Genomic DNA, 22,254 nt, shown 5'->3' on the forward strand with positions numbered 1-22,254 from the left:
AATAATTTGATTTTGTAGCAAACTCAGTCCGTGTTTTCCTTTAATGCCGATAAAATTTAAAACACTTGAAAATTTAACCGCACTTTAGTCTTATGTTTAACATTGAGCTATTTCATATTTCTATGAGGTAGGGGGTTGAAAATTTCGTTTTCACTCTTATATCTGTGAGGCTCAATTTTTACTTATTTCATTTTATAAGGAAAAACTATGTCTCAAAATAAAGAAACCCGTGGCTTCCAGTCAGAAGTCAAACAACTATTACAATTAATGATTCATTCTTTATATTCCAATAAAGAAATTTTCCTACGTGAACTTATTTCCAATGCTTCCGATGCAGCGGATAAACTTCGCTTTAAAGCCCTTTCTAATCCGGCACTTTATGAAAATGACGGAGAGTTACGTGTGCGTATTAGCTTTGATAGCGACAACGGCACAATAACCATCAGTGATAACGGGATCGGGATGACTCGTGATCAAGTGATTGATCACCTCGGTACGATTGCAAAATCCGGTACCAAAGAGTTTTTGAATGCCCTAGGTAGCGATCAGGCCAAAGATAGCCAACTTATCGGTCAATTCGGTGTGGGATTCTATTCTGCTTTTATTGTCGCGGATAAAGTGACGGTGAAAACCCGTGCGGCAGGCGAAGAGGCTGATAAAGCAGTGCTTTGGGAATCAGCCGGAGAGGGTGAATACTCGATCGCTGATATTGAGAAAAAATCCCGTGGTACGGATGTGATTTTACATTTACGTGAAGATGAAAAAGAATTTTTAAACGAATGGCGTTTGCGTGATGTGATTGGCAAATATTCCGATCATATTGGGCTTCCGGTGGAAATGCTGACGAAAGAATATGATGATGAAGGCAAAGAAACCGGTGAAAAATGGGAAAAAATCAATAAATCCGATGCCCTTTGGACACGCAGTAAAAATGAGATTTCCGATGAGGAATACAAAGAGTTTTATAAACATTTAAGCCACGATTTTGCCGATCCGCTTTTGTGGGCGCATAACAAAGTAGAAGGCAATCAGGAATACACCAGCTTGCTTTATGTGCCGTCTAAAGCCCCTTGGGATTTATTTAATCGTGAACATAAACACGGCTTGAAACTCTATGTTCAACGTGTGTTTATTATGGACGATGCAGAACAATTTATGCCGAATTATCTGCGTTTTATGCGTGGTTTAATTGATAGTAACGATTTACCGTTAAACGTTTCCCGTGAAATTTTACAAGACAATAAAGTCACGGCAGCATTACGCAAAGCCTTAACCAAGCGCTCTCTACAAATGTTGGAAAAATTGGCGAAAGACGATGCGGAAAAATATCAACAATTCTGGAAAGAATTCGGTTTAGTGTTGAAAGAAGGCCCAGCGGAAGATTTTGGTAATAAAGAAACTATTGCAAAATTGCTACGTTTTGCTTCTACGCATAATGATAGTAGTGAGCAAACCGTCTCTTTAGAAGACTATATTTCTCGGATGAAAGAGGGGCAAAAAGCCATTTACTACATCACGGCAGATAGTTATGTGGCAGCGAAAAACAGCCCTCATTTGGAATTATTCAACAAAAAAGGCATTGAAGTCTTACTATTATCCGATCGTATTGATGAATGGATGTTAAGCTATTTAACGGAATTTGACAGTAAACCGTTACAAACTATTAGCAAAGCAGATTTGGATTTAGGCGATTTAGCAGATAAAGAGGAAGCGGAACAAAAAGAGCAAGATAAAGCCTTTGAAAGTTTTGTTGAGCGTGTGAAAACCTTGTTAGGTGAGCGTGTGAAAGAGGTTCGTTTAACCCATCGTTTAACGGACACGCCAGCCGTAGTATCTACCGGTAACGATCAAATGACCACCCAAATGGCAAAACTCTTTGCCGCAGCAGGTCAGCCTGTGCCGGAAGTGAAATATACCTTTGAGCTGAATCCGGAACACCACCTAGTGAAAAAAGTCGCTGATATTGCTGACGAAGCCGAGTTTGCTGACTGGATCGAATTATTGCTTGAACAGGCGATGCTTGCCGAAAGGGGAGCTTTAGAAAATCCGGTGGCATTTATTAAACGGGTGAATAAGTTGTTAGCTTAATCACCTTGATTTCGGTTAAAATCCCTATTCGTTTGAGTAGGGATTTTAAGTTGAGATTAATTTAAATTAGGTTTTTTATTCAAAGATTACAGGAAACTCTTCATTGAAGATAGGTTCTTTCTCCTTGGTTAGGGAATGTATATTTTTATCTTTCATAAATATTGCAGTCATTTTATATAGTTTTTTATGAAGGCAGGAGGATTTAGATAGATCTACATCATGTTCTAGATATGGATTGTTATTTCCATCATCCCTACATTTAACTACACTTGGTTCATCAGGAACAAAATAAGCTTTATAGTATATATGAGTATTATTTAAATGGGTTGTAAATATTTGCTCAGCTTTATCTACTGGCAAATCAATAAATATGTTAGTACAAGTAGGAAATTTATAGTAAATATACTTCTCTGGTGCTAAGGTTTTTTCACATAATCCAGATACACCCTCCCAATGTTCCCTACCAAAGCTGCTATTATAACGTTCTTTTTCAAAGTCATATGCCTCTCCTTTAGGATAATGGTATAGCTGTGAAGTCCAAATAGTTTTGATGTTATTGCTTAATACAAAATTTTTAGCTATATTATATTTTTTATAATATTCATCTAAAAATTCATCTTTATACTTTCTTATCTCAAATGGGTTTAGATTTTTTCTAGCAACATACATTACTTTATTATCGTCACTTAAAATAGAGTTTATATAGTCTTCACTATATTCATCTTTAATATGAGAATTTTCTCTACTTTCTAGAGGTCTAAGTGTTAAGAATTTTTCTGTGGCTAATACCCATTCAACAGCATCACTATAAAGTAGTTCGCTATTTCCTACTCTTAAAGGTTCAAAAAACTGCTTTCTTGCCTCATCTAAATCTACAAAATTAGGCTCTTTTCCCAAAGATGATGTGGAGAATAGGGTAAATAACAGAGAGAAAGTTAATGTTTTTTTCATTTTGTATCCTTAATGTTTTTAATTATGTTTGTATGTAGACGAAATATAGTAACGGCTAAGCGTGTAGATCTTTTCTTCATTTATAAGCTCTTGTAATTCTTTAAGAATGAGTGCTTTACTGATTCCACTTCTAATAAATTTAAGAAATAGGGTTTCTGAATCTAGACCAACAGGAAAAGTCGGATCTTGTTTTAAATCATTTTTACACTTATCTTCAATAAGCTTTAAGATTGACATTTTTAGTGTCATATAAATAACCCTCACATTAATAATGAGCAAAATTTTCCGTATTCTAAAAAAAAAACAACTTGTCAAGCCAATTTTAAAAAAGAAAAAATTCACACTTTGAATGCTTAATGATGATTTATAGCCTAGTTAATGAAATGTTATACATGAAAATATTATTTATAAGCCCTTTTTGCCTAAAGGAGTATCTTGCGAAAACAAATGCGTTTATTAAACGGGTGAATAAGTTGTTAGGTTAATCACCTAAGTTTCGGTTAAAATCCTCAGTCTGATGAGATTGAGGATTTTTTATTTGAGGAGATTTTATGATTACTGTTTACGGCATTAAAAACTGCGACACGGTGAAAAAAGCCTTGAAATGGCTTGTGGATCACCATATTGAGCATAAATTACACGACTATCGGGTTGATGGTTTGGATATGGCATTTTTACAACGGGCGGAAGCCCAATTCGGTTGGGAAAATCTTGTTAATAAACGCAGTACCACTTGGCGAAATTTAGATGATGAGGTGAAAAAAACATTGTCAAAAACAACCGCACTTTCTGTGCTTGCAGAGAATCCGACCTTAATCAAACGCCCGATTATTATGCAGGATGAGAAAGTATTGATTGGTTTTAGTGAAAAAGCGTATCAAGCGGTTTTCGGTAAATAGTTTGTCAGATGATTAAGCCCACTTTCGTTTAGAATCGTGGGCTTATTTTTGCTGATAGGATTAATTTCCTGAGATTTTCATTTTTTCTAATAAGATAGAGCCGGTTTGAATATTGGAGCGGTGCTCAATATCATCAGCAACTGCCACCATATTTTGCAGCATATCGGGGAGTTGTCCGGCAATGGTAATTTCTGCCACCGGATATTGGATTTCCCCATTTTCTACCCAGAAACCTGATGCGCCACGGGAGTAATCACCGGTAACAATGTTGACGCCTTGCCCCATGACATCGGTTACTAATAAACCGGTCCCCATTTCTCGCAAAAGTGCGGTCAATCCGCCGGTTAAATTTGGTTGTACCAGCCAATTATGAATACCACCGGCGTGACCGGTGCTTTTCATTCCCATTTTTTTACCACTGTAATGAGTTAATAAATAAGTTTGTAATATGCCGTTTTGTACGATTTCTAGGTCTTGTGTGCGTACCCCTTCGCTGTCAAAAGGGGTTGAGGCTAAACGGCGGAGCAAGTGAGGGCGTTCACTGAGATTAAACCAGTCCGGTAGTACTTGCTTACCTAAATGATCTAATAAGAAACTGGATTGACGATATAAACTACCACCACTAATGGCAGCAGCAAAATGTGAAATAATGCCTGTTGCCACGTCGTTTAAAAAGATTACGGGAACTTCTCGTGTGGTCAGTTTTTGTGGATTTAAACGTGCCACGACTTTTTTTGCACAATTTTCACCGACCCAATTAGGCGGGCTGAGTTGATTAAATTCACGTGAAACGGTGTATTCATAATCATTTTCTAGCGCATCTTCTACGCCTCCAATGACGGAACAAGATAAAGAATAACGGCTGGATAAATAACTTTGCAACATACCGTGTGTATTGCCATACACACGTACCCCTGTGTGGGAATTAAAACTTGCACCATTGCTATTAATAATCCGTTTATCTGCATCCAGTGCTGCTTTTTCCGTTTGAAAGGCAAGCGCCATTGCCTTTTCTACATCAACATCGGCAGGGTGGTAAAGCTCTAAATCAGGTGCATCAAATGCCATTAATTCCTTTTCGGCTAAACCGGTACAATCATCCGGAGAGGTATATTTAGCGATTGCCAATGCAGCTTCAACAGTGTTTTTTATTGCCTGTTCGCTTAAATCGGAAGTGGAGGCATTACCTTTTTGTTGACCTAAATAAACCGAAATACCAAGCGCCCCATCATTGGTAAATTCAACATTTTCAATTTCTTGCAAGCGGGTTGAAACGGATAAGCCACTCACTTTGGTGACGCCAACTTCTGCTGTCGCACCGGCTTTTTGAGCGGTTTCCAAGGCAAAGCTTACCGCTTGTCGTAATTTTTGTTCTTGAGTCTTTAAAAGTGCGGTCTGATTTTCTGTTGTTTTCATTCTCTTTTTTCCGTTAAAAATTTTTTGCATTTTATCTTATTTTCAAAGTTTATGCTAAAATGCGCCTCAAATTTTGAAGAAGGGATACTATGGCAAAGCGTAATAAAAAAGAAGTATTTGATTGGGAAGATGAAGAACAAGAAGAGATCATTTGGGTCAGTAAAAGTGAAATTAAACGTGATGCGGAAGACTTAAAACAACTTGGTGAAAAGTTGGTAAATTTAACGAAAACCAACTTAGCAAAAATTCCACTTGATGATGCCTTGCTAGAAGCGGTTGAGCTTGCGCAACGTTTACAAAAAGAGGCGCGTCGTCGTCAGCTACAATATATTGGCAAATTGTTACGTGGAACGGATGTAGAGCCTATTCGTGAAGCTTTAGATAAAATTGAAAATAAGCACCTTCAGCAGCAAGCAATGCTTCATAAATTAGAGATATTACGTGATGAATTGGTTGAAAAGGGTGATGTGGCATTGACCGATTTATTAAATGAATATCCGATGGCGGATCGTCAGCAATTGCGTAATTTAATTCGTGCTGCACAGAAGGAAAAAACACAAAATAAACCGGTAAAGGCTTATCGAGAAATTTATCAAGTGTTGAAATCTCTCATTTTACCGGATTAACATGACTTACTTTTGATCCTACTTAACTTCGGACAAAACCTCTATAGAGACTAGAATTGTGGTATGATTCGCCCTTAATTTTAAACAGGACAAAACGTTTTTATGAATATTCGTTGGAATGTTATTCTCGGTGTGACGGCGCTTTGTTTATTAGGCTGGTATTATTCACTGAATCAGGATAATAGCGATTTACAAAGTTTGGTAAAAGCGCCGGATAGCCCTGATTATATTGGTAAAAAAATGGAAACCACCGTTTTTTCACCGGAAGGAAAAAAGCAATATCTCGCATTGTCAGATAATGTTGAGTATTTTAATCAGGATGGTAAAACCAATTTTACTGCCCCCTTGGTTTACCTTTTTGATGGGGTAGGGAACAATCAATCTCAAAAAAATGAAACGGCGAAACTGCTTGAATCACAAAGCTGGAAATTAAGTGCGAAAAAAGCGGTTTTAACAAAAGATGAAATGTTGTATCTGGAAGGTAATGTTATTGCTGAGAGCTTGGAGCCGACCTCACGTCTTCAACGGGTTGAGACCCAATCGGCAACCGTGAATTTAAAAACACAAGATATCACTTCTGATACGATGGTGAAAATTAATGGGCAAAATTTTAATTCCACCGGCTTAAAAATGGTAGGAAATTTACGCCAACAAACGGCAACCTTAAAAGAGCAGGTAAAAACATATTATGAAATTAGTAAACCATAAGCTTTTTCTTATCACGACATTGGCGATGGCATCTTTTTCAGCTTTAGCCTTAAAAGATGACACGAATCAACCGATTAACATTGTTTCCGATAATCAATCCTTAGATATGGAAAACAGTGTGGTGACTTTTACCGATAATGTGGTGATCACACAAGGCTCTATTTTGATTAAAGCAAATAAAGTTGTGATTACCCGTCCTCCGGAAAACTCCGGTAAAAAAGACACGGTAGAAGCCTTTGGTACACCGGTAACATTTAATCAGTTGTTAGATGATGGCAAACCGGTCGATGGTAAGGCAAACCGAGTTCATTACGACCTCGGGGCTGAATTTTTAACACTGACAGGGCAGGCTGAATTAAAGCAGCTTGACAGTAAAATTAATGGTGAACGTATTACCTATGATGTGAAGAAACAGCAGTTAAAAGCAAATGGTGGTAAATCACGCGTTAAAACGGTGTTAATTCCCGCACAATTACAACAAAAAGGTAAAAAATAACCGATGTCTGTTTTACATGCCGAATTTCTCGCTAAAAGTTATAAAAATCGCAAAGTTGTCTCCGATGTGAGCCTGACTGTTCATTCGAACGAAATTGTTGGTTTACTTGGTCCTAACGGGGCTGGAAAAACCACCACATTCTATATGGTGGTGGGATTAGTACGACAAGATCAAGGAAAAATTATCATTGATGGTGAGGATATTAGCTTATTGCCAATGCATAGCCGTGCACAGCGTGGAATTGGTTACCTTCCTCAGGAAGCTTCAATTTTTCGCCGTTTAAGTGTTTACGATAATCTCATGGCTGTATTAGAAGTTCGCAAGGATCTCACACCGGAGCAACGTAGAAAAAGGGCGGATGAATTAATTGAAGAATTTAATATTGGGCATATCCGTGATAGTCTTGGGCAATCCCTTTCCGGTGGTGAACGTCGTCGTGTAGAGATTGCACGAGCGCTTGCGGCAAATCCTAAATTTATTTTACTGGATGAACCTTTTGCCGGCGTTGATCCGATTTCCGTGACGGATATCAAGAAGATCATTACCGATTTACGCAATCGAGGGCTGGGCGTTTTAATCACCGATCATAATGTACGAGAAACTTTAGATGTATGTGAACGTGCTTATATCGTTGGTGAAGGTAAAATTATTGCGACCGGTACACCGCAAGAAGTAATGAATGATGAACATGTTAAGCGTGTGTATTTAGGTGAACAATTTAAGTTATAAAGATGAAATTAACCGATCTTTTTCGCCCTGAGAATATTCGTCAGGGTGTTTGCTTTTCAAGTAAAAAGCGTTTATTTGAATCCATCGCCCATTTTGTTGTAGAACAATTACATTGTGAAAAAGGTGAGCAAGCCTGTTTTGAATGTCTTTTTAATCGTGAAAAATTGGGGAATTCAGGGTTAGGCAATGGTGTGGCAATGCCAAAAGCGAAGTTACCCACTGAGGCAACGGATAAAGCATTAGCAGTTTTTATGCAATTAGAGACACCTATTGACTATGATTCACAAGATGGTAAGCCTGTGGATTTAGTCTTTGCTGTTCTCGTGCCGGAAAACCAGTGCCAGACTTATATCCCAATACTTTCAGATTTAACGGAAAAACTCTCGGACAAAAATTTTCTTAAACAGTTACGTTCTGCAAAAAGTGCGGATGAAATTTGGCAAGTTTTTGAAATCATCGATCAGCTGGCTGAAACTTCAGATCCTTTGCCTGAGGATAAAGAATAATATTAGGGGGCTTTATGGAAATTATCATTATCAGTGGTCGTTCCGGTGCGGGAAAATCGGTTGCTTTGCATGCATTAGAAGATATGGGCTACTATTGTGTTGATAATCTTCCACTGGATCTATTATCTCAATTGACGGAAATTTTAGCCAAAAATCAACGTACAGTAGCGATAAGCCTTGATATTCGTAATTTGCCTGAATCAAGCCAATCCCTTGATCAAATTCTTACCACTATTCAACAGCGTTATGCGACAAAAATTATTTTTTTAGAATCTGATCGAAGTACGCTCATTAGACGATACAGCGACTCCCGACGGCTTCATCCGCTTTCAGTGAAAGATCTTTCACTTGAAGCTGCGATTGATGTGGAATATCAGTTACTTGAACCATTATTTCAGCATGCAAATTTCATCATTGATACCACGCATATTTCTACTCATACTTTAGCGGAGAAATTACGCGAGTTTTTAAGAGGAAATACGGCGAAAGAACTAAAAATTATCGTGGAATCTTTTGGTTTTAAATATGGCATTCCCCTTGATGCGGATTATGTTTTTGATGTCCGTTTTTTGCCGAACCCTCATTGGGATCCTGAGCTTAGACCTATGACGGGCTTAGATGAGCCGGTTGCCCGATTTTTAAATTGTCACGATGATGTTAATCATTTTATCTACCTTACGCGCAACTATATTGAAACTTGGCTCCCGATGTTAGAACAAAATAATCGTAGTTATTTAACTATTGCGATTGGTTGTACGGGAGGCAAACATCGTTCGGTGTACATTGCCCAACAACTTGGTGAATATTTCCAAGCTAAGGGAAAAAATGTGAAGATTCAACATAAATCTCTAGAAAAACATAAAAAATAGAGAGAATAGGATAATACTAGAATATTTCTAGACTTAGGACTTCTGCTAAATCATAAATGCCTTAAAAATTTGTTCAATATGTTCTATGAGAACGGCTTTTCCATGGATTTCTTCATCTTGCCAAGACTGTAATAAAATCGTAGGGGAAAATTGTTCTGTGGCCTTTTGGGCTAAGGGCAAATAACTGATATGCCAAGGTTCACGTCCAATTTTCTTCTCAGATGGCATATTCACAAAGGGAAGAATAAAGTCAAAGTGCGGTAGATTTTCAGTGAGAAATTCGCTTAGTTCAGAGAAATATCCTCCTTTTTCATATTCCCAAGGCTCTAATTGTAAGGCCTGCCCTTTGGGTAGAAGGTCAGGATCGAAAATGTCAATTTCTGTTCCCCAATGGTGGCGGCTTGCTCCCGGTAATGCTGACCAGCGTAGAATAGCCTGGCATTTTTGCCAATCTGCCAATGGCATTAAATCTAACGTATTTCCTTCATCATCGTGGACTTTTCGTTTTCCACTAAATTTGTTATTCCAAATGAGTTGCTGACGGGCAAAGTCTCGAAAACTGCTTGCAGTCTGTAAATTAAAGCCATTTTTGACCGCACTTTGTTGTAGTCCTTGAAATGCTTTCACGGCTTGAGGTTGTAAGAAATGATGAGACGAATGAGGCGTAGGGAGACTAACTAAGTGTTCACGGGATTGACCTGTGAGCATTTTTGAGGTGAGCTTCATTTTAGTTCTCCAATAGATTAACTAACATTTGATGATAAATTTGTCCGCACTTCGCCAAATCGTCAACATTGACACATTCATTGGCTTTATGAATAGTGGCGTTGAGTGGGCCGAATTCAACGACTTCCGCCCCCATGAGAGCGATAAAGCGTCCATCTGATGTCCCCCCGCCCGTTTCAAGATGGGGGGTAATTCCTATGACTTGTTGCAGGCTATCCATTAATGCACTGACCAACTTTCCCGGTTTCGTTAAAAAAGGTTTGCCGGAAAGGTGCCATTCAATACGATGTTTCAGTCCGTATTTATTTAACATTTCTGTGATTTTTTGCTTGATAATGTCATCGGTCATTTCAGTGCAATAACGTAAATTAAATTGCACATAAAGTTCGCCCGGAATGACGTTATTACTTCCCGTGCCTGCGTGGATATTTGCGATTTGCAAACTGGTTGGGGGGAAAAATTCGTTACCGTTATCCCATTGATAAGAGGTTAATTCTTGTAGAAAGGGGGCGGCTTGATGAATAGGATTTTCTGCTAAATGAGGATAGGCAACATGGCCTTGAATACCTTGAATATAGAGGTTTCCGGTAATCGACCCTCGACGACCGTTTTTCACCACATCCCCTAAGATTTTCGAACTTGAAGGTTCTCCTACCATACAGTAAGTGATATTTTCACCACGAGCCATTAAGGTTTCGACAACTCGTACTGTCCCGTCCCTTGCCGCAGCTTCTTCATCAGAGGTAATTAATAGTGCGATGGTTCCTTGATGATTAGGATTAGCTTTCACATATTCTTCCGCCGCTACAATCATTGCTGCAAGTGAGCCTTTCATATCTGAAGCACCACGACCATATAGCATATCCTCTACAATTTTTGCTTCGAAGGGAGGATATTTCCATTGGTTTTCATCACCCGTTGGCACAACATCTGTATGGCCGGCAAAGGCAATTACAGGTTCACCATTACCATGTTTTGCCCACAGATTTAGAGTGTCGTTAAAAGGCATCCATTCGATTTGAAAACCGAGCTTTTCCAATCGTTCTGAAATCAGCTGTTGGCAGCCTTCATCATTTGGGCTGATGGAGGGGCGACGAATCAACGCTTGCGCCAAGGAAACGATGTTTTCTTTCATAATGAATACCTATGTAAAAAGGGGGTAAGATTGAAAAAGAAATCAAAGTGCGGTCAAATTTGGCCACACTTTTTGTTTTTATCAGTATTATGTAGCTTGATCCAAGAGGGTTTTAGTAGCTTATAGGACTTTGTGTGAGTCCCAATTTCCACATTATTGAAATAAATTGGTTTTATAACGGATAACGCAGAATTCCCTTTATATTTTGTTGAAATTTTAATGCTTGTGCATTTGCTACATATTACGCTACTTTATTGATTTTTTTTCTTCATTATTAGGTTTAAATAAACCTGATGATCCTTCAGAATAGTCTCTTGGCGGTTCCTCTTGCGGTTTCTCCGTTGCGGTGATTAATTGTTGGGTGAATAATCCTCTTGGATTCTTTCCTAACAATGTATCGGAAGAATGGGCATAGTGACGATAGAGTTTTTGGTAATCACCAATGAGGGTTTTAAACAATTCTGCACTTTCAGCAAAGTGTTTTTCTAATTGTTCATTTTGACTATCAAGTTGGGCTTTTACGTTCTTGAGTTCCGTTTCCGTTTTAACTTGATTTTTAACGGAACCTTTTGTTAGACGTAAAATTAAATAACCTAGAATTACGCCGATAATAAGGCCAATACCGGCGGCTTGCCACATTTCAGTTGTCCACGTTTGCATAATTACTCCTTAATATAGGTGAAGGGCGGACTCAATTGTAAAATAAACGAGAAAAAATTTCTTTGCCATGGATCACAAATTTAACATTAAACTGCGGCAGTAATGACAATTTCTACTTTCCATTCCGGTACGGCAAGTCCGGCTTCAACAGTTGCACGGCTTGGCGGATTTTCAGTATCCACCCATTCATCCCAGGCTTGATTGAATTGTGCATAATCTTTCATATCAGCAAGAAATACTTGGGCGTTAAGAATATTTCTTTTATGAGAACCAATTTCAGTGAGTAATTTATTAATGAGTGAAAGCACTTCTTTGGTTTGTTCATAAGCATTTTTTTCAAGTGTTGTTTCAGGCACTTGTCCGGCAAAATAGGCTATGCCATTATGAATGGAAACTTCGCAAAAGCGTGTACTAGGTTGAATGCGTTGAATGGTCATTATGTTCCTTGTGAGTTGGGACTGAGGGTATTCTAAAGGGCGTTGAAGTTTTTGTAAATCTTACTTTATCAGAGTAGAATAGCCGATAATTATTCTCAATAAAATTAGAGATGAAATTATTAATTTCTAATCAACACGGTGCCGTAGTGATGGCATTGTTGCCTTTTCTTTACGGTATATTCTTGTCAGAACCCGTATGGGCGCATATTTTTTTATTTCTTGCTTGGGCTTGTCTTTATTTGATGTCTTACCCTTTCTTGAGTTTGTTTAAAGGCAGAAACAGGGAGGAATATCGAAAGTGGACGATCATTTATGCGATGGCGACATCTATTTTTGTTTTCCCGGCATTGTTTTATAACTGGCAAATTCTTTATTTTATCGGTGCAATGCTCCCTTTTTTATGGATAAATATTTATTACATCAAGCAAAAAAATGAACGTCATTTATTAAATGACCTTGCAGGAATTGCTATTTTTTCCCTTGCTGGTATGGATGCCTACTATTTTTCTGACCGCACTTTTGATGAAAAAATCGGGTGGGTTGGGCTTTACCCCTCGCTGTTCTTTATTGGCACGACTCTCTATATTAAATCCATGATGAGGGAACGTAAAAATCCAATATATTTACGCACTTCGATTATTTTTCATTCCTTTCTTGTTACCTATTTTGCCGTAATGGGGCAGTTTTATTTGATGTCGGCATTTAGCGTGGGGTGGATTCGTGCAGTTTATTTGCCAAGAAAGAAACTTTCAGTCAAACAAGTGGGTCTAACAGAGCTCGTTATCACCACTATTTTCTTTATTTTTCTTTTGCTCGGTACTTTATAGGTACCTAGGATTAAATATCATGAAAAAATCACTTGTTATTTTTACCGCACTTTTATCGCTTTCAAGTTTTACCCAAGGGAAAGAAATGAATGCTATTCAAAAATTAACAGATCAAGAACGTCTGAATATGGCACAGGATTTTGCCAATAAGCAGGATTGGAAATCCGTCTTTAATATTATGCAGCCGCTTGCTCTAGAAGGAAATGTACAAGCACAAAGTAATTTAGGTATGCTTTACAACCTTGGGCGTGGGGTGCAAAAGGATCAAGAAAAAGCCTATTGGTGGTTTAGTGAGGCCGCAGAGATGGGGAGTATTCGTGCGATCAATAATTTAGCCATGATGTATTATCGTGGTGGCTATGTCAGAAAAGATATTCCGCAGGCGATCAAATTATTTGAAAGGACAGCTAAGTCTAAAGATTTGGATGCGATGATGATGCTTTCTGAAATTTACTTAAATCAAAAAAATGAATCCAAAGCCTTTGAATGGGTGAAAAAAGCGGTTGATTTAGATAATCCTGTCGCGAAGTTGCGTTTAGGCATTTTCTATGAAGAGGGCGTGGGCACAGCAGTCAATAAGCCCCTTGCCTCATTAATGTATCGTGAGGTATTAATTTCAGATAATATACCGAATGAACTTAGAAAAGTCGCTGAACAGCGATTACTACGCCTTCATTGATCCTAAGTGGTAAATGAAAACGTTTCCCTAAATGGGGGAAACCCCATGACATATAAAAGAGTCCCCTATGAAAAATTATCGTTCCCCTTTATTTCCGATCTTCATTTTTGTGTCGATCAATCTCCTTATCTTTTCTTTATCCCGTTTGGGTTTAGCTATATGGCAAGCTGAACGTGTTTCTGCTGTCGATGGTTGGTCATCCTTGTTCCTGCAAGGTATACGCATTGATGTCGTTGCATTGTGTTATTTATTCGGTGTCCCTGCATTATTCACAGTATTTTTCCATACAAGTGAGCGTTGGAAAAAAATCTTACGTATTTGGCTGACGCTGGGGAGTGTGTTCATTCTTTTTATGGAGATTGCAACCCCAGCCTTTATTGAAACCTATGATTTCCGCCCAAATCGTTTATTCATCGAATACCTCATTTATCCGAAGGAAGTCTTTACTATGTTGATGGAGGGGCATTTAAGTGCGGTCATTTTTAGCCTTGTTTTTACGGTTTTAGCGACCATCGTTTATTGGAAACTTGCCGACTGGGCAGTGAAAGATTTACGAATGATGCGATGGATATGGCGTCCGGTAGTGGCATTATTAGTTATCGCAGTAAGTTTCTTTGGGGCTCGTTCAACCTTGCAGCATCGTGGGATTAATCCTGCTATGGTGGCTTTTTCGTCTGATGCATTAGTTAATTCCTTAGTATTAAATTCAGGTTATTCCGTGATTTATGCTGCACAACAATTTAAAGATGAAGATAAATCATCGGAAATGTACGGCAAAATGGAGTTTGATGAAATGTTGCGTATTGTAAAAGCGAGTCGTGGCAGACCGGATAGTGATTATATTTCTGATAAATTTCCTACCCTCACTAAAAATGTCGCAACCAATCAAGGCAAACCTAAGAATATTGTGATTTTGTTACAGGAAAGTCTCGGTGCACAATTTATCGGTGCTTTGGGGGGTAAACCGCTTTCGCCCAATATTGATCAATTAGCAAAAGAAGGTTGGTTTTTTGAAAATCTTTATGCCACAGGTACTCGTTCTGTTCGTGGTATTGAAGCTGTCACCACCGGTTTTACGCCAACACCTGCACGTGCTGTTGTGAAATTAAATAATGCACAAAGTAACTTTTTTACTATTGCTGATTTCTTAGCAAAACAAGGCTACGATACATCTTTCATTTATGGGGGAGAAAAGCACTTTGATAATATGGCAAGCTTTTTTTATGGTAATGGCTTTAAAACCATCATTGATCAACAAGATTATAAAAATCCTAAGTTTACGGCAACTTGGGGGGTGAGTGACGAGGATTTATTTGATAAAGCCCATGAAACTTTTACTCAGTTACAAAATGAAGGAAAACCTTTCTTCAGTCTTGTTTTTAGCTCCAGTAATCATGATCCTTTTGAATTTCCGGATGGTAAAATTGAACTCTATGAACAACCTAAAGCCACACGAAATAATACGGCAAAATATGCTGATTACGCTATCGGGCATTTTTTTGATTTAGCGAAAAAGTCCAATTATTGGAAAGATACAATTTTCTTGGTGATTGCTGATCATGACTCGCGCGTTGCCGGTGCATCATTAATGCCAATAAAGCATTTTCACATTCCTGCATTAATCTTAGGGGAAGGCATTGAGCCACGTCGTGATTCCCGTTTGGTGAGTCAAATTGATATGCCAACAACTTTACTTTCTTTGGCCGGCGGGTACGGTAATTATCCTATGATAGGATTTGATTTAACTCAAAATGTTAATCCCGATCGTGCCATTATGCAATTTGATCAAACCCAAGCGTTGATGAAAGGCAATGGTGATGTGGTGATCCAAATGCCAAATAAGGCAGCGCAAGGTTATTTTTACGATAAAACAAAAGAAACCCTCACAGAAAAAGCCGTGCCTGAGGCGATGAAAAAAGAAGCTCTTGCACATGCGTTACTGGGAAGTTATTTGTATAAAAATCGACTGTACCAATCGGGAGATAAATAGGGAAGGGGCGATTAAGCCCCTTTTTTATTGAGTAAGTCATTTTTGTTCTATTTAACGATACGATAATGACATCGCTAAATTTATAGAGAGTGGCAAAGTGCGGTCATAAATATGTACATTGAATGTCTCTACAAATAAACCCTAGATTAGATTTACCTGCTTTTTAAGCGGGTGTAACCGAGAGCTAGCAGAAAAAGACAGGCTTGTAATAAAATGATACAGGGGCCGGTTGAAGCATCAATATGATAGCTAATAATCGTACCGATGATACTTGTTGTAACAGATACCGATATGGCAATAAGTAGTATTCTATCAAAACGTTTACTGAGTATATAAGCCGTGATACCCGGTGAAATCAACATGGCTACGACAAGAATAACGCCAACAACCTGCATAGCACTGATAATTGTCATCGCTAATAAAATTAATAATCCATAATGTAGAACTCTAGGGGAAAGTCCGACCACTCTAGTGTGACTTGAATCGAAGCAATAGAGTAAAAAATCCCGTCTTTTCAATATCACAATGAGAAAAATAATACCGGAAATAAACAAGGTTTGGATGACTTCAGTGAAACTCACGCCAAGTAAATTGCCAAATAAAATGTGGGAAAGATGTTGATCCGTTTCAATCTTAGTAAACATAACGATACCTAGAGCAAACATGCCTGAGAAAACAATACCCATCGCAGTATCTTCTTTAATTCGGCTGTTTTCTTTTAAGTAACCGACACTAAGTGAGCAGATCAAGCCGGCACAAAAGGCGCCGATTGTTAAAGGGATTCCGAGTAGAAATGCGACAACAATACCGGGAAGAACCGCATGAGAAATGGCATCCCCCATTAATGCCCAACCTTTTAGTACCAAATAGCAAGATAAAATGGCACAGATAATCGCAACAATAAGCGCAGTTGCCAGTGCATTTTGCATAAACGGGTATTGGAAGGGTTCAGCAAACCAATTCAGTAAATTATTCATTTGTTTGCTCCTTTTTACCGGATAATTTTTGTGTAATAACACCGTATTTTGGAGAAAAGAAGAAAGCAATTAAGAAAAGTGCAGTTTGAAAACAGACAATGATTCCTCCAGTCGCTCCATCTAGATAATAACTGAGATAAACGCCTAATACACTGGTTGTGATACCGAGAGACACGGCAATTAACGCTAAGGTTTTAAAACGATCTGTTAATAGATAGGCGGTTGCTCCCGGTGTAATGACCATTGCAATGACTAAAATTGCCCCTACGGTTTGTAACGCTGCAACAACACAAGCGCTTAATAACGTGAAAAAGAGTACTTTATAGTAAACAGGTTGTAATCCCACTGAGACGGCATGGGTTTCGTCAAAAAATACCAATAAGAGATCTTTCCAAAAAATCAGCATAAATACTAAGCAAACAGAAACGATGATGCCCATTTGAATAATATCTTCATCAGCGATACCTAAAATATTGCCTAAGATAATTTCTTGCACATTAATTGAGGTGGGATTGAGGGAAATAATCAATAAACCGAGAGCAAAAAAGGTGGTAAAAATAAAGCCGATGATTGCATCTTCACGTAACTTGGAGATGGATTTTATCCAAAGTATAGAAAGTGCGGCCAAAATACCGGAAAAAAATGCACCTAAAGCATAGGGTAAGGAAAAGGAATAGGCAATAGCTACACCGGGAACAACAGAATGGGAAAGGGCATCGCCGATTAGTGACCAACCTTTTAGCATGAGATAAGAAGATAAGAATGCACAAATTCCGCCTACCGCTGCACTCAGTAGTAATGCCTTCAACATATAGTCATAATGGAAAGGTTCCAGTAATAATGCCATCATCAGTTTTGATCCCTTTGCTCTGCATTTTCACAATCATGTTCACCACAGCAAGATTTGATGGTCGGTGCCGGCGGATCGTTTTTCGTTTGGCCATAGAATACGGCTGGTAACTCATCATCCGTGATAACAGTAACCGCACGGGTATCTTCATCGTCATGTAAGTCACTACTCTGTAATTTAATATGGCGTAGCACACCGCCAAATGTATGCTCTAAATTTTGTTGGGTAAAGGTTGTTCGTGTCTCTCCCACGGCTAATATGGTGCGATTAATCATAACAACTTGATCGCAGTAATCAGGAATTGACCCTAAATTGTGCGTTGAAACCAGTATTAAATGACCTTCATTACGTAATTCGGAAAGGAGATCCATAATCGCATTCTCGGTTTGGACGTCTACGCCGGTGAAAGGCTCATCTAATAAAATAATTTTACTTTGTTGTGCTAATGCTCGTGCTAAAAAAACACGTTTTTTCTGTCCGCCTGATAATTCACCGATTTGGCGTTCTGCAAGGTGTTCTATCGAGACTCTACGCATTGCTTGTTGAACTTGCTGTTTGTCTTCTGGTTTTGGTCTTCTTAAAAAATTCATATAACCATAACGCCCCATCATCACCACATCATAAACGGAAACAGGAAATTGCCAATCTACATCTTCCGTTTGTGGTACGTAAGCAATGAGATTCTGTTTTAGTGCCTGTTTAATGGGTAAACCACAAAGTTGAATATGACCTTGCTGAGGACTCACTAATCCCATTAAACTTTTAAACAAGGTTGATTTACCGCTACCGTTTACGCCGACTAAGGCGCAAGTTGTACCGCCTTGTAAATGAAAAGAAACATCGTAGATTGCGGTATGTCCGTTATTATACCGAACGGTAATATTTTCAACCTGTATAGATGTATTCACCGTGGTGTTCATTATTTTTCGAATCCTTTTGCTATTGTTGAGACAGTCGTATTTAACAAATCAATGTAGGTTGGAACCGGGCCTTTTGTCGTAGAGAGAGAATCTACATAAAGCACGCCACCATATTTTGCTCCGCTTTCTTTCGCAACTTGTTGTGCCGGTTTTGGTGAAATCGTACTTTCGCTAAAAACAACAGGGATTTGGTGTTGACGAACTAAATTAATCATATTACGAACCTGTTGTGGTGAACCTTGCTGTTCAGCATTTATTGGCCATAAATAAACTTCTTTGAAACCGTAATCTTTTGCTAAATAGCTAAATGCCCCTTCGCTTGTTGCCAACCAACGTTGTTTTTCAGGAATATTAGATAATTTTTCCCGTAGAGGTTGGTCGAGTTCTTTGATTTTTTTGATATAAGTTTCTGCATTTTGACGATAAATATCGGCATTTTGTGGATCATATTTGATCAATGCTTGCTTTATGTTTTCGACATAAACCAAGGCATTGGTTGGAGACATCCAAGCATGTGGGTTTGGTAGGCCTTGATAAGGTCCCTCAAAAATAGACACAGGTTGGATACCTTCAGTGACAGTAATAGATGGCGTATCTTTATGCAGATTTTGGAAAAAACGTTCAAACCAACGTTCAAGGTTTAGTCCATTCCATAAGATCAGGTCTGCTGATTGTGCTTTGACAATATCTTTTGGTGTGGGCTCATAATCGTGAATTTCAGCGCCAGGCTTGGTAATCGATTCCACTACAGCAGCATCGCCGGCAACATTTTGAGCAATGTCTTGAATAATTGTAAAGGTGGTAATGACCTTAAATTTAGCATAGCTTGGTAAGCTAAATAGTGAGCCTAAGAGTAGGCAGGTTGTCATGATTAAACGCATAAATCATCTCCTTTTTAGAAAAATTATCGCCTATCATACAACAATTTTTTCATTAATCAAATGATAATGATTGTCAAATGTTATTTCTTTAATATAGATCAATTTTAGTTCTCCTATAATTTAGAAAATAAATACGCTGAGCTTGCTCTTTTGTATTTTTGATCAACTAAATTTCTTCATTCAACCTTGTGAAATATTGAGGAGCAATAGAATGAAGCGATTGTATCGTAGAAGCAAACTGCTATTATTTAGGGGGAGTGGTAGAGATGTTTACTTGCGTGATAGAGAAATGAGAAAAAAGACTAAGATTTTTATATTTGTAGTTTTGTTGGGAATGCTGGCGGGCATGAATATTTTTAACCCACTTCGTATTTTTAATCCTATTCAAATAACGTTGGAAAGCACATTTAAAACGGAATTTAAGGCAATAAATGAGCAATGTTTTGTTAATCAAATGCAATTTCAGACCTTAGAAAAAACGCGTATCCGTTTGCTCAGTTGGAATATTCACAAAGGTGAGGATTCTGGTTGGCGGCAAGATTTAGCCCGTTTTTCTCAAGAGCAGGATCTGGTTTTACTGCAAGAGGCTACACCAGAACAAGACCTACCTTCATTTTCGAGCGCACTTTTTGTTTCTAGTTTTGCGTATAAAGGGAGAGCATCGGGCGTGAAAAGCTTTTCGAAATGGATTCCAATGAATTATTGTGGCATTTCACAATCTGAGCCTTGGATTCATATCCCAAAAGTCGCAAGTGTCATGCGTTTTCCATTAAAGAACGATGATGAATTGGTTGTTATTAACGCACATTTAATTAATTTTGAATGGACACCTAAGGCATATCAAGCACAACTCGCACAGATTTTTTCCCTTATTCCATCTCCTCAAAGTGCGGTTATTTTAGCGGGAGATTTTAATGCTTGGAATGAGGAGCGGAAACAGATATTGAATGAATTTATCACTCAAGCGGGGTTAAATGAAGTTTCCTTTTCACCTGATGAGCGACGACGTTTTTTCAATTATCCTCTTGATTTTGTGTTTGTGCGAGGAATGAATGTTGAACTTGCCAAAACGACGCAAGTGGCCTCCTCGGATCACGCGCCGATTTGGGTAGAATTGACCTTAGAATAATTAAAAGGTTGGTTTTGTGGAAATTGGTGGGATAAAAATTAACCGCACTTTTTAATTTTTATGACTCCTATCGCAATATCTTGTAAAACCACTGAAAAAAATCTACCGCATTTTCACCGAACAATGATACATTTAGACGAAGCTGACTTTTGTCATTAACGGAAGAATGAATGCAGATTCATTCTATATAATCATCAAACAGAGGGAAACAGTATGTTAATTGGTGTACCAAGGGAACTGCTTGATAATGAAAGCCGTGTGGCGGCAACGCCAAAAACGGTTCAGCAAATCCTGAAATTGGGCTTTGAGGTAATCGTAGAACAGGATGCCGGCTTTAAAGCAAGTTTTGAGGATCAGGCATTTGTAGAGGCTGGTGCAAAAATCGGTACCGCAACCGAGATTTGGCAATCGGATATCATTTTTAAAGTGAATCCGCCAACCGATGATGAAATCGCACAAATGAAAGAGGGTGCAACGCTGGTGAGTTTCATTTGGCGTGCGCAAAATCCTGAGTTAATGCAAAAATTAACGGCGAAAAAAATCAATGTACTTGCAATGGATGCCGTTCCGCGTATTTCACGTGCACAAGCTTTGGACGCTTTAAGTTCAATGGCGAATATTTCCGGCTATCGTGCAGTGATTGAGGCCGCACACGAGTTTGGCAGTTTCTTCACCGGACAGATTACCGCAGCAGGTAAAGTCCCACCGGCAAAAGTGTTGGTGATTGGTGCGGGGGTAGCGGGGTTAGCGGCAATTGGTGCAGCAAACAGCTTGGGGGCGATTGTGCGTGCTTTCGACTCCCGTCCTGAAGTCAAAGAACAAGTACAAAGTATGGGCGCAAGCTTCTTAGAAATTGATTTTAAAGAAGAAGGCGGTAGTGGTGATGGTTATGCAAAAGTGATGTCGGAGGAGTTTAACCGCCGTGCGATGGAACTTTATGCTGAACAAGCCAAAGAAGTGGATATTATCATTACAACGGCTGCAATTCCGGGTAAGCCTGCACCACGTTTAATTACCAAAGAAATGGTAGATTCGATGAAGCCTGGTTCGGTGATTGTGGATTTGGCTGCCGCAACGGGCGGTAACTGTGAATATACCGAAGCCGGTAAGGTCGTGACCACTGAAAATCAAGTGAAAGTCATTGGTTATACGGATTTTCCAAGCCGTTTACCAACCCAATCCTCTCAACTTTACGGCACAAACCTCGTTAATTTACTGAAACTCTTATGTAAAGAGAAAGATGGCAATATCAATATTGATTTTGACGATGTGGTATTACGTGGGGTGACCGTTGTACGTGATGGGGAAGAAATTCCACCGGCGCAAATTCAAGTTTCTGCTCAGCCAAAACAAGAGGCAAAATCTACACCTGTTGCAGAGAAAAAAGAAGCGAAACCGATGGATCCTCGAGTGAAATATGGTGTGATGGCAGGTGTTGGCGTGTTATTCCTGTGGCTTGCTTCCGTTGCCCCAGCGGCATTTTTATCACATTTTACCGTCTTTGTATTGGCGTGCGTGGTGGGCTATTACGTGGTTTGGAATGTGAGTCATGCTCTTCACACACCGTTAATGGCGGTAACCAACGCCATTTCAGGCATCATTATTGTGGGGGCGTTATTACAAATTCGTCAGCCGACCGGCAACCTCTTTATTGATGCGTTAGCCTTTGTGGCAATTTTAGTGGCAAGCATCAATATTTTTGGTGGCTTCCGTGTAACACAACGTATGTTGGCAATGTTTAGAAAAGGTTAAGGA

The 22,254-nt window shown here is 38.8% G+C and carries 23 protein-coding genes and 1 pseudogene; 13 read left to right on the top strand and 11 right to left on the bottom strand.

Annotated features, from left to right (window positions below; genetic code table 11):
* Nucleotides 1–207: 207 nt before the first annotated feature.
* The gene (gene htpG, locus BKK54_RS06055) at nucleotides 208–2,088 is read left to right on the top strand and encodes a molecular chaperone HtpG (protein ID WP_077542226.1); all 1,881 of its coding nucleotides are present in this window, start codon (nucleotides 208–210) and stop codon (nucleotides 2,086–2,088) included.
* A gap of 75 nt (nucleotides 2,089–2,163) precedes the next feature.
* Here the strand turns inward: htpG and BKK54_RS06060 are convergent, their stop codons facing one another.
* Both BKK54_RS06060 and BKK54_RS06065 read right to left on the bottom strand, forming a co-directional pair.
* Nucleotides 2,164–3,039, bottom strand: a complete 876-nt coding sequence (locus BKK54_RS06060; protein ID WP_077542227.1) for a hypothetical protein — start codon at nucleotides 3,037–3,039, stop codon at nucleotides 2,164–2,166.
* Between the two features lie 18 nt (nucleotides 3,040–3,057).
* A complete protein-coding gene (locus BKK54_RS06065; RefSeq protein ID WP_077542228.1) occupies nucleotides 3,058–3,288 on the bottom strand; it encodes a hypothetical protein in 231 nt (76 codons plus the stop codon).
* A 302-nt stretch (nucleotides 3,289–3,590) separates the two neighbouring features.
* Between BKK54_RS06065 and BKK54_RS06070 the strand changes: the two genes are divergently transcribed.
* Entirely contained in the window at nucleotides 3,591–3,938 is a 348-nt protein-coding gene (locus BKK54_RS06070) for an ArsC family reductase (protein ID WP_077542229.1), read from the top strand.
* Between the two features lie 60 nt (nucleotides 3,939–3,998).
* On the opposite strand, the gene pmbA is transcribed toward BKK54_RS06070, so the two are convergent.
* Nucleotides 3,999–5,354, bottom strand: a complete 1,356-nt coding sequence (gene pmbA, locus BKK54_RS06075) for a metalloprotease PmbA (protein WP_077542230.1) — start codon at nucleotides 5,352–5,354, stop codon at nucleotides 3,999–4,001.
* Between the two features lie 89 nt (nucleotides 5,355–5,443).
* On the opposite strand from pmbA, the gene yjgA reads away from it, so the two are divergent.
* The 6 genes from yjgA to rapZ all read left to right on the top strand — a co-directional run bounded on the left by yjgA (nucleotide 5,444) and on the right by rapZ (nucleotide 9,288).
* Entirely contained in the window at nucleotides 5,444–5,980 is a 537-nt protein-coding gene (gene yjgA, locus BKK54_RS06080) for a ribosome biogenesis factor YjgA (RefSeq protein ID WP_077542231.1), read from the top strand.
* A gap of 102 nt (nucleotides 5,981–6,082) precedes the next feature.
* On the top strand, nucleotides 6,083–6,688 hold the full coding sequence (lptC, locus tag BKK54_RS06085; protein WP_077542232.1) for an LPS export ABC transporter periplasmic protein LptC: 606 nt from the start codon (nucleotides 6,083–6,085) through the stop codon (nucleotides 6,686–6,688).
* A complete protein-coding gene (lptA, locus tag BKK54_RS06090) occupies nucleotides 6,669–7,184 on the top strand; it encodes a lipopolysaccharide transport periplasmic protein LptA (protein ID WP_077542233.1) in 516 nt (171 codons plus the stop codon). Before lptC ends, lptA begins: the two co-directional genes overlap by 20 nt.
* 3 nt (nucleotides 7,185–7,187) lie before the next feature.
* The gene (gene lptB, locus BKK54_RS06095; protein WP_077542234.1) at nucleotides 7,188–7,913 is read left to right on the top strand and encodes an LPS export ABC transporter ATP-binding protein; all 726 of its coding nucleotides are present in this window, start codon (nucleotides 7,188–7,190) and stop codon (nucleotides 7,911–7,913) included.
* 2 nt (nucleotides 7,914–7,915) lie between these two features.
* Entirely contained in the window at nucleotides 7,916–8,419 is a 504-nt protein-coding gene (gene ptsN / locus BKK54_RS06100) for a PTS IIA-like nitrogen regulatory protein PtsN (RefSeq protein WP_077542235.1), read from the top strand.
* 14 nt (nucleotides 8,420–8,433) lie between these two features.
* Nucleotides 8,434–9,288 (top strand): RNase adapter RapZ, encoded by an 855-nt coding sequence (rapZ, locus tag BKK54_RS06105; protein WP_077542236.1) that lies wholly within the window; start codon nucleotides 8,434–8,436, stop codon nucleotides 9,286–9,288.
* Nucleotides 9,289–9,333: 45 nt separating this feature from the next.
* Here rapZ and BKK54_RS06110 read toward each other — a convergent pair whose 3' ends face one another.
* From BKK54_RS06110 to BKK54_RS06125, 4 genes are all read right to left on the bottom strand, one after another.
* Nucleotides 9,334–10,014: a M15 family metallopeptidase gene (locus tag BKK54_RS06110; RefSeq protein WP_077542237.1), complete on the bottom strand. Its 681-nt coding sequence runs from the start codon at nucleotides 10,012–10,014 to the stop codon at nucleotides 9,334–9,336.
* A gap of 1 nt (nucleotide 10,015) precedes the next feature.
* Nucleotides 10,016–11,149 (bottom strand): succinyl-diaminopimelate desuccinylase, encoded by a 1,134-nt coding sequence (gene dapE, locus BKK54_RS06115; protein ID WP_077542238.1) that lies wholly within the window; start codon nucleotides 11,147–11,149, stop codon nucleotides 10,016–10,018.
* 246 nt (nucleotides 11,150–11,395) lie between these two features.
* The gene (locus BKK54_RS06120; RefSeq protein WP_077542239.1) at nucleotides 11,396–11,809 is read right to left on the bottom strand and encodes a YhcB family protein; all 414 of its coding nucleotides are present in this window, start codon (nucleotides 11,807–11,809) and stop codon (nucleotides 11,396–11,398) included.
* 86 nt (nucleotides 11,810–11,895) lie between these two features.
* A complete protein-coding gene (locus tag BKK54_RS06125; protein WP_077542240.1) occupies nucleotides 11,896–12,246 on the bottom strand; it encodes a RidA family protein in 351 nt (116 codons plus the stop codon).
* A gap of 110 nt (nucleotides 12,247–12,356) precedes the next feature.
* Here BKK54_RS06125 and BKK54_RS06130 point away from each other — a divergent pair, with 110 nt between their 5' ends.
* The 3 genes and pseudogenes from BKK54_RS06130 (at nucleotide 12,357) to BKK54_RS06140 (ending at nucleotide 15,742) form a co-directional block, all read left to right on the top strand.
* The gene (locus tag BKK54_RS06130; RefSeq protein ID WP_077542241.1) at nucleotides 12,357–13,073 is read left to right on the top strand and encodes a YwiC-like family protein; all 717 of its coding nucleotides are present in this window, start codon (nucleotides 12,357–12,359) and stop codon (nucleotides 13,071–13,073) included.
* Between the two features lie 100 nt (nucleotides 13,074–13,173).
* A pseudogene (locus tag BKK54_RS06135) lies at nucleotides 13,174–13,611 on the top strand (tetratricopeptide repeat protein); the annotation flags it as partial.
* Between the two features lie 208 nt (nucleotides 13,612–13,819).
* Nucleotides 13,820–15,742, top strand: coding sequence for an LTA synthase family protein (locus BKK54_RS06140; RefSeq protein WP_077542243.1), 1,923 nt, complete (start codon nucleotides 13,820–13,822; stop codon nucleotides 15,740–15,742).
* A gap of 152 nt (nucleotides 15,743–15,894) precedes the next feature.
* Here the strand turns inward: BKK54_RS06140 and BKK54_RS06145 are convergent, their stop codons facing one another.
* From BKK54_RS06145 to BKK54_RS06160, 4 genes are read right to left on the bottom strand one after another with little or no spacing between them, the layout of a single operon-like run.
* Nucleotides 15,895–16,719 carry a metal ABC transporter permease gene (locus tag BKK54_RS06145; protein ID WP_077542244.1) on the bottom strand — a complete coding sequence of 275 codons (825 nt, stop codon included), beginning with the start codon at nucleotides 16,717–16,719 and terminating at the stop codon, nucleotides 15,895–15,897.
* Nucleotides 16,712–17,569 (bottom strand): metal ABC transporter permease, encoded by an 858-nt coding sequence (locus tag BKK54_RS06150; protein WP_077542245.1) that lies wholly within the window; start codon nucleotides 17,567–17,569, stop codon nucleotides 16,712–16,714. The genes BKK54_RS06145 and BKK54_RS06150 overlap by 8 nt, the downstream gene beginning before the upstream one ends.
* On the bottom strand, nucleotides 17,569–18,489 hold the full coding sequence (locus BKK54_RS06155; protein ID WP_077542246.1) for an ATP-binding cassette domain-containing protein: 921 nt from the start codon (nucleotides 18,487–18,489) through the stop codon (nucleotides 17,569–17,571). The genes BKK54_RS06150 and BKK54_RS06155 overlap by 1 nt, the downstream gene beginning before the upstream one ends.
* Nucleotides 18,489–19,370, bottom strand: a complete 882-nt coding sequence (locus tag BKK54_RS06160; protein WP_077542247.1) for a metal ABC transporter substrate-binding protein — start codon at nucleotides 19,368–19,370, stop codon at nucleotides 18,489–18,491. Before BKK54_RS06160 ends, BKK54_RS06155 begins: the two co-directional genes overlap by 1 nt.
* 289 nt (nucleotides 19,371–19,659) lie before the next feature.
* On the opposite strand from BKK54_RS06160, the gene BKK54_RS06165 reads away from it, so the two are divergent.
* Nucleotides 19,660–20,499 carry an endonuclease/exonuclease/phosphatase family protein gene (locus BKK54_RS06165; protein ID WP_279626086.1) on the top strand — a complete coding sequence of 280 codons (840 nt, stop codon included), beginning with the start codon at nucleotides 19,660–19,662 and terminating at the stop codon, nucleotides 20,497–20,499.
* 213 nt (nucleotides 20,500–20,712) lie between these two features.
* Nucleotides 20,713–22,251: a Re/Si-specific NAD(P)(+) transhydrogenase subunit alpha gene (gene pntA, locus BKK54_RS06170; RefSeq protein WP_077542249.1), complete on the top strand. Its 1,539-nt coding sequence runs from the start codon at nucleotides 20,713–20,715 to the stop codon at nucleotides 22,249–22,251.
* Nucleotides 22,252–22,254: the final 3 nt, after the last annotated feature.

Source organism: Rodentibacter genomosp. 1 (genome assembly GCF_001999285.1).
Lineage (GTDB): Bacteria > Pseudomonadota > Gammaproteobacteria > Enterobacterales > Pasteurellaceae > Rodentibacter.